A 9,907-nucleotide genomic window follows, 5' to 3' on the forward strand; every position below is an offset into this window, starting at 1 on the left:
GCCGCCGCCTGCGCCGCCGGGACTCGCCGCTCCCGACGCAGAAGGACCGCTGTCGCCGCTACCACCGGACATCGGACGACCGCCGCCACCACCGCCCCCGCCAGGAGGGCCACCGCCGGGTGCCGATGAGCCGTTGGATGTTCCTGCGCCGCCGGGCGCGTTCTCTCCCTCACTCAATCTGCGGCCGCTGGAGCGATCACCCATCGACGCCATCGCTACACCGGCCGCGCCGCCGGCCAGCACGGCCGCCGCGCCACCACCGCCACCGAGCGTTGCGACGGCGGGTGCCACCAGCCGGATCAGCGCGGGCAGCACGACCACGCTCATCACCAGCAGAATCAACCCCAGCAGCACTAACTGCGGATCGCGTTGCTGCTCGTTGCCGATCACGGTGAACGCGATCGCGTAAATGAGCGCCCCGGTTGGTTTGAACAGCACGAATGCCAACGACCAGCTCAACAGTTTCTTGTAGGCTTGCGAGCCTGGTCCGGTGCCCGACGCGGCGGCCGCCAGCGGGATCACGGCCACGACCAGGATCAGCAGGGCTTGGCGCACCACCAGCATCACCAGTTGGATCAGCGTGCTGATCACCCCGAGCAGCCCAACCAGCAGCAGGACACCGGTCCCGAGCCCGGTACGGGTGTCGGCGTCGAATTCCGTCAACCGGTTGACCGCACCGGCCCAATCGCCGCTGCTGGCGTCGAAGATGACCCAGTCGGCGAAGGCGTCACCGGCGCGGGTTCCGGCGGTGATCACTGCGGCAAAGGCCATCGACGCGAACACCGCTCGCGCCAGCATCAGGAAGCTTTCCTGGGCTTCGCCGGCGACCCCGCCGCGTTTGGCCAGCGCCAGCCTGGCTGCGGCGAACATGATTCCGGTCGTCAGCAGCAGCACCTGAAGCCCGCTGCTGTAGTCACGGATCGCCGACAGTGCCGCACCCGGCTCTCCCCCGGCAACGGTCAGTTGCGGCGAGGGAAGGTCGGTCCACCACGTCATCGCCATCCGCAGCAGTCGAGTGAACGCGTCCATCAGAGTGCCGGCGAGGTCGTCCAGGGCAGAGCCCGCCGCGTCGGTTGCGGCCTGCCCGAGTTGTTCGCATGCCTGTTGGGGGCCCAAAGGTATGTCGCACACATTGGTCGGGGGCAGCTGCGTCTGCCATGGCGCGGCGGCGATCGGGCCGCTGGCGAGGGTAGTTCCGGTCATGGCATGGCCTTCCACGACCCGAAACCACTCAAAGTCGGCGTGGAAGCGCCTGGACTCCAGAGTGTTTCGATGTCGGCTGGAACGCGGACACGCCAGTCCCCGTCGATCCAGGCCATCGGCCAGGTCGCGATCGTGTATCCGAGGTCGTCGCGGGTCGCGAACTGCACGACCGCGAGATCGTCGCGGTAGCCGGGCTGCACCCGCACGCCGTCGGGGACCACGACGTAACGGGCGGCGTTCTGGGTGCGCTCACGTGAACGGCTGAAGCGATCCAGAAGCGCTTCACCGCCGCCGTAATAGCGCTCCCGCACGACCTGCTGCCAGACGCCGTCGGGTGCGGCCAGCGCGCGGGCGAGCGCGTCGAACGCGGCCAGGGCCGCCCCTTGGGGTGTGCGCGCGAATCCGGTCGCGAGCCCGTCGTGGATGCGGGTCGGTCCGTCGCTGCCCGATACCGGCAGCGCGGCGCCGCCCCAGCCGCGCTGCCACTGCATCCGTGCGGGCGCGGCGGTCAGGAAGTCCGTGCGCGTGGGGTCGGGTCGGCCAGAGGGGTCTTGTGGAAGGACGACACCGGATTCCTCGTGTGGAACCTCCAGGCGATTGCCGAACAGGTCAGTGGTCGGCGGCAACGTGCTCGGCGGCAGGTCAGGAAAAGTTCGCACGGTAGGCGCAGTCGTGCTGCCGGGGTCGGCGGGGCTATCGCCGGATCCGTTGTCGTTGGTGACGGTCAGCACGAACGCGGCGATCACGACGGCAGTGATACTGGCGAGCAGGACGATCAGCAGGCGATGGGATCTCATGGGCTAGGTCCTTCTCAGCGCGGCGTGAGCGCGACCATGTCGGCCGGTGGCACGTCGACGGCGGTGACTGAGGCTGCGGTCGGGCTATCGGGTAGCTGTAGGCGCCAGTCGTCGCTGTGCCAGAGGATGTGGGTGTGGTTGCGGGTGACGGAGTTGTCGGGGTGGATCGTGTAGATGTCGACGTCGGTGGCGTCGAGGGTGTAGCGCAGGATCACATAGCCCAGGACTTTTGGTGCGTCATTGGTGATCGGGGCGGTGATGGAGATCTGGGCGCGGGCGGTGGCCCAGGCGTCGCGGCCTGGTCCTGGGGCGAGCATGTGTTGGCCCACCATTGGCCATTGGCTGTCGGTGGCGATCGACATGCGCACCGTGGAGTGGATGGCGGCCAGCGCGGCACCTGCTGGTGAGCGGTCGTATCCGGTGGCTGCTGGTCCGTCGATGTGGTGGGGACCTTGTTCGGCGACCGGAAGCTCGACCCCTTGGAAGGGCTGCCAGCGCAACCCCGTGGGTGCGGCCGTTGTTGCCGTGGAGGGCATCCCATGGGATTCGCTGGTTTTCTCGGTGCCGCAGGCGAGCAGCCCGGCCGCGGCGATGGGTCCGGTGAATGCCAGCGCGGCTACGACGGCGATGCGGTGTGCGTGGGAGGGGTTCACGGGGGTTGGTCTCCTCGAGTGGATCAGGTGGGAGGGAGTACGGCGATGGCGAGGGAGCTGGCTGAGCCGAGCAGGGCCGCGCCGAGCAGGGCGCCGAGGAGTCCTTCGACGCTTTCTTCGCGGTACATCCGGATCGCCAGCAGCCCACCGACCCACACCGCGCGAGCGATGCACAGCAGCAGCACGAACCAGCACAACCAGCCCAGCAACTGCGTGAGCGGTGAAAGAACCTGCGCGGGAAGTGGTTTGGCGATCAGCATGGGCCGCCGTCCTGCTGGTGGGTGCGGTAGGCGACCTCGAGAGCGGCCAGGATCGGCGCGCTCGCCGTGGCCGGGTCGCTGTGCGGAAGCGAGTGCCCGGCACCCGGGACGCTGTCGTAGTCGCCCCAGATGTGTTCGGCGAGGTGGCGGGAGTTGCTCGGTTCGACCACCGGGTCGAGTTCGCCGGTCACCACCCAGGTCGGGATGCTGCGCAGGATGCTGGCCGTCTCGCCGGTCAGCGCAGCGCTGCCGTAGGCAGCCAGAGTCGCCAAAGTCGCGTCGAGGTTGACGCTGTTCCTGCCGCGACCGAGGCCAGCGAATACACTGCGGCGCGGCAAGCCGTAGCGGGCCGGCGGCTCGTACAGGTAGCTGGTCAGTTCCCTGACGAGTTGGCTCCCCCGCCGCCTCGAACGCCTGCCGGTGTCGTGCACCTCGGAGGCTGGGAGCCAGGGGAGTTCGGGGCAGCCGTTGAACAGCACGATGCCTGCCAGTGCGCGAGCCCGGTGTGGGTACTGCTCGACCCATGCCTGCACCAGCAGCGACGCCACCGAATGCGCCACCAGCACGATCGCGCCGTGCGCGTGCGCCAGGACCGCGTCGAGGTCATCGACGAGCATCGGCAACGTGGTCCGCACTCCAGGATCAGTGTGCCCGGAGTGGCCGTGTCCGCGCTGGTCGTAGACGATCTGGGCGATACCGCCGTCGAGGCGCCGGTGCAGATGCCCGGTCAGCGGCCCCCAATAGGTGGAATCGGTGAGCATGCCGTGGACGTAGACCACGCTCGCCGGTGCCGACGCTGGGCCGATGTGGCTGGCTGCCAGCCGGATTCCGTCCGGGGCGGCCACGGTAAACGGGCTGGCGTGGGTGGCGGTGAAAGTGTCGCGTCGGGAGACCGATGCGGACGGGAGTCCGCGGCCAGCGGCCTGGCTGCTGGAGGCGTCGAGGTCATCGCGTTGTCCGACTGTGGAGAGTTGGGGATGAATCCGGAAGCCGCGCATGGTTTAACCGCCTCCGGTGACGACGGCGTTCATGATTGGTCCGGCGCTGGTGGCGATGATGCCGCCGACCAGGGCACCGAGGATGATCTTGGGTGATTCGACCGCGCCGCCATGCCATCTCTCCCACCCGAATTTGCCGCCGGCATAGATGAGTGAGGCGACCCCGGCGAGCGTGACGATCCAGGCCAGATAGTTGACGAGGTTGATGAGCCTGTTCGAGCCCGGAGGTGGCGTCGGGGTGACTGGGATTTGTTGGGCGAGCACGGTGAGCGCCTCGCCGACCGCGTTGGCGGTGGTCATGGCGGTGTCTCCGAATCCTGTTGTGCAGCAATGGAGCGGGTGGCTGCGAGGTGGGTGACGATCTGAGTTCCGGCGCGGTGCACGTCGGCAGGAACTGCCTCACGCAACCGGGACCGGCGCGGCGGCGCCGGGTCGAATGGCAGGTATTGGGCCAGGTCGGCGAGTTCGCGGGTGACGAGTTCGTCGTGCCAGCCGATCTCGTAGACGTTCTCGACCAACTCCGCGACCACTGCGCGATACCGGCGCACGACAGAGGGAACGCCCCCCGGGCGCGCCGCGCTCAGCACCAGCCCGATCACCTGCACACCGTCCGGTGCCAGTCCGGCGTGCCATTCGCGCAAGCGTTCGGCGGCTGCGGCCAGGCCCGGCATGCATAGCCTCGCGGCGACGATCACGTGTTGCGTGGTCGCCGGTGAGGCGGGCCACGCCAGGCCGGTATCGGCGGCGGGTGCCCACCAGCGCGCCAGGGTGGAGGTCCCGGCGCCGCCGTGCGCGCCGAGCACGGCGAACAACGGTGGGTGCGCTCCCGTGGTCGGTAGCGGGGTCTCCCGTACCGGCGCCAGCCGTTCCGGGGCGGCGACGGTGCCCGGCTCGAGCCGATTCGTTCCCGCGGTGGGGTCGTCGTGGTGCAGGTGCAGCGGTGCGGCCATTCCTCAGCCCCGCTTCTGAATATTGGTGATCACGAAACCGAGGGGGTCGTGGCGGACGTTGATCAGTTGCAGGTAGTCCATTCGCTGCCCGTCGGGGTGGCGCTCGACCAGGTGGACCTCGGCAACACCGTCGGCGATGGGGGTGATCGCGACGCAGTGGATGGTGCCGGCCGGGATGGAGGCGATGCCCGCCGCCAGCGCCTCGGGCGCGAGTCCGGCCTCGGGTGCGACCAGTCGCAGTGCGGCCTCGGCGCTGCGTTGGGTGTAGTAGGCGTGCTCGAACGCGGCGATCACCCCGGCGTGGCTGTGGGTGTCGCCTGCGGTGTCGGTGACGGTCTGCCCCGATAGCCCGGTGCACGCGCCGCCCGAGGGTGGCGTGGTTGTCGGGGGGCCCGCGGTCAGGGTGGGGATCGCTGTAATGGTGTCGGGTTGGTCGGTGACCGAGTTGATTCCCACCCCGACGAGCACGGTGGCCACCCCGAGTGCGGCGGCAAGTCCTATCCAGACGCGCGGGGGCACCCGCGTGCGCCACGATCCCGACAGCGGCGGTGAGGGTGGTGGCGGGGGAGGCTGTTGGGTGATCCACTGCCATTGCTTGCCATCGGCGTCCGGGTCGTCGACCGTGTGCGGGATTGGTTGCAGGGCGGTAGGTTCGCTGCGGTGCAGCCAGCCCCAACCGTGCTGAGGGTCGGTGTCGGTGTGGGTGTTGGGCATATCGGGTTTCACCTCCTCGATGGGGTTGGTGACCGGTGCAGGGCCCTTCGGGCGGGGTGCCAGGGGAGAATCTGCAGACCGGGTGTGGGTACGTCTGCGGAATGCGCTCCGCCCGAAGGGGTCTTCAGGGTCCGCCGCTCGATGTCGGGGCCGCGGGTGTGGCCGGGCTGCTGGAGGTGGTGGCAGGTTTCGTGGTCGTCGAGCGGGCGGTGGACTGTGGTGCGACTGGTGGTGTCCCGGTGGCGGCGAGGTCGCGGGCGAGCGCGGCGAACCAGTCAGCGGTGGCGGCCAGGGCTGGCCGTCCGGTCGGTGTGGCGGGCACGCTGCGGTAGGAGCCGTGGCGGCCGGTGGTGTCGCTGTATTGGGCGGAACCGGCGAGGGTGTAGAGCTCGCTGCGGTCAGTGACGGTGCTGGTGATCGCGGTGAAGGTCTCGTTGACCCACCGGCTGGCGGTCTGGGGTGGAATGAGTTCCACCACCGCGGTGGCGAGTTTGGCGCCCAACGCGGCGACCGCCGCGACAGGGTTGGCCATGCCGACCGTTGCGAGTTCAGCGATCGTGGCCGGCGTGAACACCTTTCGCGCGACCGAGATCGCCGCGTTCAAGCCGATGGTGCCGATCTTGAACAGCGCCGCCAGCGCATCGTTCGGCCCGGGCGGGGTGGTGCTCGGGTTGGAGGCTTCGGCCAAGCGCTGCCCAAGGGGTTTGGCGGGCTGGTAGGACAGTTGATCGAGGCTGGTGCCGGTCAGGTCCTCGTTGACCACGTTCACGGCGGTGGTGTAGACCGTCGCCGACAAGGCTTGGGCGATCGTGGATACCGCCGCGATCGGGTCACGCAAGTCCGAGCGGGCAGCGATATTCGCCGCCGCGGTGGCCAGGGGACCTGCGACGGGCGCGTCGCAGGTCGCGTCGCCCGGAACGCACAGGTCCGCGACTCTGCCGGTCAACTCCCCGTAGTCGTTTGATCGCCCTCCGGCGGTGATACCGGCTCCTGATAGCGACAGGTTGAGCAGCGCGATCTCGGCGACCTTCTGCCCCGAGGTCCCGGGTGCGGCAGAGGGAGTCGTGCTGCCTGGGCGGCCGGGTAGGACGGGTGCGTCGGTGTCGCGGTTCGGGTTGGCCAGCAATGCGATCCCGGCCACCTGGCCGGCGCCCAGTTGTGCGTTGCCTGTTCCGACCCGCTCGGCGAACCGTGCGACCGCGGGTGCGCCCTGGGCGTATCCGGCGGCGGCGATCTTCGTGGCCGGGCAGCGCTGCACGATGTCGGCCGCCATGGTTTCCAGTCGCTCGGCGGCGGCGGTGACCGCAGTGTCATACGGCAGTTCCGTCCCGTCGGGTGCGCGGCCGTAGGGAACGTAGGCGCGCTGCACGAGATCTCCCGCCGCGGCAGCGAGGGGACCGAACACGAGGCCGAGCGCACCGGAGTCGCTGGTCATCGCGGCGTCGGGGGAGGCTTCCTCGCTACCCTGCACCCCCAGCGCATATAGGCTCGGGCAGCGCGCGCCGAGGGGGACACCGGTATCGGCGGACACAGTGCCGACACCGGCTACCGACACGGTGACCAACGCGAGGACCGTCGCTGCGGCGCGCCGCGGTGTCGGTGTTCTGGTGATGTGGAGGTGCATGGACTTTCGACCTCGATCTGTCTGGTCTGGGGGCCTGCCCGCACCCCGGCGAGGGGCTCGAGGTGTGGGCAGGCGATTCAGGTGGTCTGCGGGCTGGGTGGTGCCGAGCGGGTGGCGGTCGTGGGTCTGCGATGCAGGTAGCTGGCCAGCCGGGCGACGGCTTCGGCGGCGCCGTCGGCGGCGGCGCCGATATGGCTGGTGGTGTATTCGCGCCAGCTCAAATCGACTCCGAGGGCGCGGTATTCGGCGAACAGGCTGCGTCCCATGCCCACGGGGACGACGGCGTCTTCGGTGCCGTGATACAGGTGCACGGGCGCCTGCGGGGCGGCACGGCCGCTGGTCTCATTCGCCAAGGCGTAGCGCCACATCGCGTCGTTCCACGGGTCAGGCCGCTCGCACCAGCGCCCCAACGGGGTGTTGCGGTAGGCGACCAGCAGCTCCGCCGCGTCGAGTTCTCCGGCGCGTTCGAGGGTTTCGTGGCCGTCGTCGGTGAGCAGGTGTCCCATCGGGAGATGCGCATACGCGCGGCCCAGGCCGATCAGTCCGGCCAGCGCCAGTCCCGCCCAGGGCCCGCCGTCGATTTCAGCGATCAGCGCCCCGGGGTCGGCGACGACCGCACCGGCGGCGACGCCGCGCAGATCCAGCTCCGGGGCATACCGGGGCTGTTGTTCGGCAGCCCAGACCGCGGCGCGCCCGCCGTCGGCATAACCCCACGCCGCGCACGGCGCCTGGTCGGAGTCCAGTTCCGGTAGCGTGCGCACCGCGCGTGCGAGGTCGAGCACGGCATGCGCGGCGGCGCCTCCGGCCAGGAACTGGTGTGGGCCCAGGCCGGTCAGGCCGTGGCACAAACCGTCCGGCACGGCCACCGTCCAGCCACGCTCGAGAGCGGTCGCGATGAACCCGGTCTCTGGTTCGGTGCCCTCCCCCGCCAGCAACTGCGACGGTGCGCATCGCCCACCGAGACCGTGAAATACCGGGCAGTACAGCAAGATCGGGCTGGGACCCGCGGATGCGGTGATGTCGGGGGTAATGACGATGCCCGATGCCGGGATAGGGCCGCTGAACCCGGTGCGGGTGGCGTACACCAGCTGCCACGCACGGTTGGCGCCGGGCAGGCGCGGGGTGGTGACCGCGCGGCGGCGCAGGATCTCCCCCGGGCGGGGGGTGAAGTCGAGTGCGGGGCTGCGGTAGAAGTCATCCGGGGTGGTCGGGTCGGTCATGTCAGTGGCTCCCGGCGATGTCGTGGGCGAGGGCGACCATCCAGGCGATGCCCGAGGCGAGCTGCCCTGAGGTGGCGTAGTTGTTGTGGCGGGCCACGGTGTCGAGGTAGCGAAGCAGGACCGCGGGATTGACCAAGTCGGCGTTATCGGCAACCAGCTGGCCCCAGGCCGCGGCGAGTTGGCCGGCGAGCTTGGGCAGCAATCCGATCGGGTTCGCGGCGACGGCGCCGCTGATCTCGTTCCACCGGGCAGCGGCAACGTCGCCGTCGTGCGGGCTGGGTGCGGGGATGCGGGGGTCTGCGGCGTCGATCAACCGTGCCGCAAGCGGCAGCTGTGGCGCGTAGTCGACGTTGCCGCCGCCGACCTGGAAGTCGCCCAGCACCACGGTGGTCCAGGTGTCGCCCAGCGCCGCGGAGAGCAGAGCACCGAGTGAGCCGATGGCGGCGATCGGGTCGCGCAGGTCGGCTTGGGCGGCGATTTCGGCTCCCACGCGCAGCAGCGCGGCCCGCCCGGGTGCCGAGCAGGCCAGATCGCCGTCCGTGCAGATGTCTGCGACCCGGCCGGTGAGCGCCCCGTAGCTGGTTGCGCCATCGGCGATCCCGCCGCCACCGGCGGGCGGGTTGGAGATCTGGATGGCGGCGACCGCGGCACCGCCGGTCCCCGGGGCGGGGTCGGGCACCGTCTGTCCGGGTCGTCCGGGGAAGATCGGGGCGTCCGGGGCGCGGTCGGGATGGGCATACAACGCGATCCCGGCGATACGCTCGGGCGCGATCGGACCGGCGCCTGCGCCGATGTCCCGGGCGAAGCTCGATACTGCTTGTGCGCCTTGGGAATAGCCGATCCCGGCGATCATCGTGTTCGGGCAGGTATCGGTGATCTGCGTGGCGGCGGCGTCGAGTTGGTTGCGGGCGTCGGTCACCGACACGACATACGGATCCGGGCCACCGCCGGGCACCGCGCCACCGAACCCGGCGCCGTAGGAGATATAAGACCGTTGCACCAGCCCGGGAGCAGCCGACAGAACCGGTGCGATCAGCGCACCGACGACGCCCGTATCCGCAAGCGGGTCCGCCGTCGGTGAGGACTGGCCGGTGCCCTGCACGCCCAGCACGTACAGCGCGGGGCATCCAGGACCGATCGGCACCGCCGCAGCAGGGCCAGCAGCGGCGGTAGTCGTCGCAGCGAGGCCGAGCGCGGTAGCAACCGCCGCGGCAGCGGACAGGATGCGTGCATGATGGGTCGTCGCCGTGCTCATGGCTGCCCGACTCCGACCCCGGCGCCGAATCCGGCGCCGACCGTGCCCGCAGCGACCGCGCCGACGACCGCGGCCGGGACACCGGCGACCGCGGCACCCGCAGCCACACCGGCCGCGGCACCAAGCGCTGTTCCAGCGACACCCGAGGTCACCGTCCCGATGACCGGCACCGGTACCACCGTGCCCAGCGCGGCTCCCGCGATGCCACCGATAGTGCCGCCGATCAGGCCACC

Annotated in this window: 11 protein-coding genes and 1 pseudogene; all 12 read right to left on the reverse strand. The window is 70.2% G+C overall.

The window, feature by feature from the left end; all coding sequences use genetic code 11:
- Window positions 1-1,203, reverse strand: a 1,203-nt coding sequence (locus NA4_RS43415) for a TrbL/VirB6 family protein (protein WP_067479992.1), incomplete at its 3' end; no start/stop codon positions are given.
- Entirely contained in the window at window positions 1,200-2,000 is an 801-nt protein-coding gene (locus NA4_RS35485; RefSeq protein ID WP_067479995.1) for a DUF8175 domain-containg protein, read from the reverse strand. The genes NA4_RS43415 and NA4_RS35485, both read right to left, overlap by 4 nt.
- Window positions 2,001-2,014: 14 nt before the next feature.
- Window positions 2,015-2,653: a DUF8175 domain-containg protein gene (locus tag NA4_RS35490; RefSeq protein ID WP_157129507.1), complete on the reverse strand. Its 639-nt coding sequence runs from the start codon at window positions 2,651-2,653 to the stop codon at window positions 2,015-2,017.
- A 23-nt stretch (window positions 2,654-2,676) separates the two neighbouring features.
- The gene (locus NA4_RS35495) at window positions 2,677-2,913 is read right to left on the reverse strand and encodes a hypothetical protein (protein WP_067479997.1); all 237 of its coding nucleotides are present in this window, start codon (window positions 2,911-2,913) and stop codon (window positions 2,677-2,679) included.
- On the reverse strand, window positions 2,907-3,911 hold the full coding sequence (locus NA4_RS35500) for an alpha/beta fold hydrolase (RefSeq protein WP_067479999.1): 1,005 nt from the start codon (window positions 3,909-3,911) through the stop codon (window positions 2,907-2,909). The genes NA4_RS35495 and NA4_RS35500 overlap by 7 nt, the downstream gene beginning before the upstream one ends.
- Before the next feature lie 3 nt (window positions 3,912-3,914).
- Window positions 3,915-4,211, reverse strand: coding sequence for a hypothetical protein (locus NA4_RS35505; RefSeq protein ID WP_067480001.1), 297 nt, complete (start codon window positions 4,209-4,211; stop codon window positions 3,915-3,917).
- Entirely contained in the window at window positions 4,208-4,861 is a 654-nt protein-coding gene (locus tag NA4_RS35510; protein ID WP_245671743.1) for a hypothetical protein, read from the reverse strand. Before NA4_RS35510 ends, NA4_RS35505 begins: the two co-directional genes overlap by 4 nt.
- Window positions 4,862-4,864: 3 nt before the next feature.
- Window positions 4,865-5,575 (reverse strand): DUF8176 domain-containing protein, encoded by a 711-nt coding sequence (locus NA4_RS35515; RefSeq protein ID WP_067480003.1) that lies wholly within the window; start codon window positions 5,573-5,575, stop codon window positions 4,865-4,867.
- Between the two features lie 124 nt (window positions 5,576-5,699).
- Window positions 5,700-7,199, reverse strand: a complete 1,500-nt coding sequence (locus tag NA4_RS35520; protein ID WP_067480005.1) for a cutinase family protein — start codon at window positions 7,197-7,199, stop codon at window positions 5,700-5,702.
- A gap of 77 nt (window positions 7,200-7,276) precedes the next feature.
- Complete coding sequence (locus NA4_RS35525; RefSeq protein WP_067480007.1) at window positions 7,277-8,419, reverse strand: lipase family protein; 1,143 nt, start codon at window positions 8,417-8,419, stop codon at window positions 7,277-7,279.
- A gap of 1 nt (window position 8,420) precedes the next feature.
- On the reverse strand, window positions 8,421-9,674 hold the full coding sequence (locus tag NA4_RS35530) for a cutinase family protein (protein ID WP_084497748.1): 1,254 nt from the start codon (window positions 9,672-9,674) through the stop codon (window positions 8,421-8,423).
- Window positions 9,671-9,907 (reverse strand): annotated as a pseudogene (locus NA4_RS41790) (insoluble domain protein); the annotation flags it as partial. The gene NA4_RS35530 and the pseudogene NA4_RS41790, both read right to left, overlap by 4 nt.

This window comes from Nocardia amamiensis NBRC 102102, assembly GCF_001612745.1.
GTDB lineage: Bacteria > Actinomycetota > Actinomycetes > Mycobacteriales > Mycobacteriaceae > Nocardia > Nocardia amamiensis.

What these genes read in the sequence shown, in the direction of transcription:
- NA4_RS35485 (WP_067479995.1), bottom strand. Translation starts at nt 2,000, where the DNA reads ATGAGATCCCATCGCCTGCTGATCGTCCTGCTCGCCAGTATCACTGCC.
- NA4_RS35515 (WP_067480003.1), bottom strand. Translation starts at nt 5,575, where the DNA reads ATGCCCAACACCCACACCGACACCGACCCTCAGCACGGTTGGGGCTGG.
- NA4_RS35525 (WP_067480007.1), bottom strand. Translation starts at nt 8,419, where the DNA reads ATGACCGACCCGACCACCCCGGATGACTTCTACCGCAGCCCCGCACTC.
- NA4_RS35510 (WP_245671743.1), bottom strand. Translation starts at nt 4,861, where the DNA reads ATGGCCGCACCGCTGCACCTGCACCACGACGACCCCACCGCGGGAACG.
- NA4_RS35500 (WP_067479999.1), bottom strand. Translation starts at nt 3,911, where the DNA reads ATGCGCGGCTTCCGGATTCATCCCCAACTCTCCACAGTCGGACAACGC.
- NA4_RS35495 (WP_067479997.1), bottom strand. Translation starts at nt 2,913, where the DNA reads ATGCTGATCGCCAAACCACTTCCCGCGCAGGTTCTTTCACCGCTCACG.
- NA4_RS35505 (WP_067480001.1), bottom strand. Translation starts at nt 4,211, where the DNA reads ATGACCACCGCCAACGCGGTCGGCGAGGCGCTCACCGTGCTCGCCCAA.
- NA4_RS35520 (WP_067480005.1), bottom strand. Translation starts at nt 7,199, where the DNA reads ATGCACCTCCACATCACCAGAACACCGACACCGCGGCGCGCCGCAGCG.
- NA4_RS35530 (WP_084497748.1), bottom strand. Translation starts at nt 9,674, where the DNA reads ATGAGCACGGCGACGACCCATCATGCACGCATCCTGTCCGCTGCCGCG.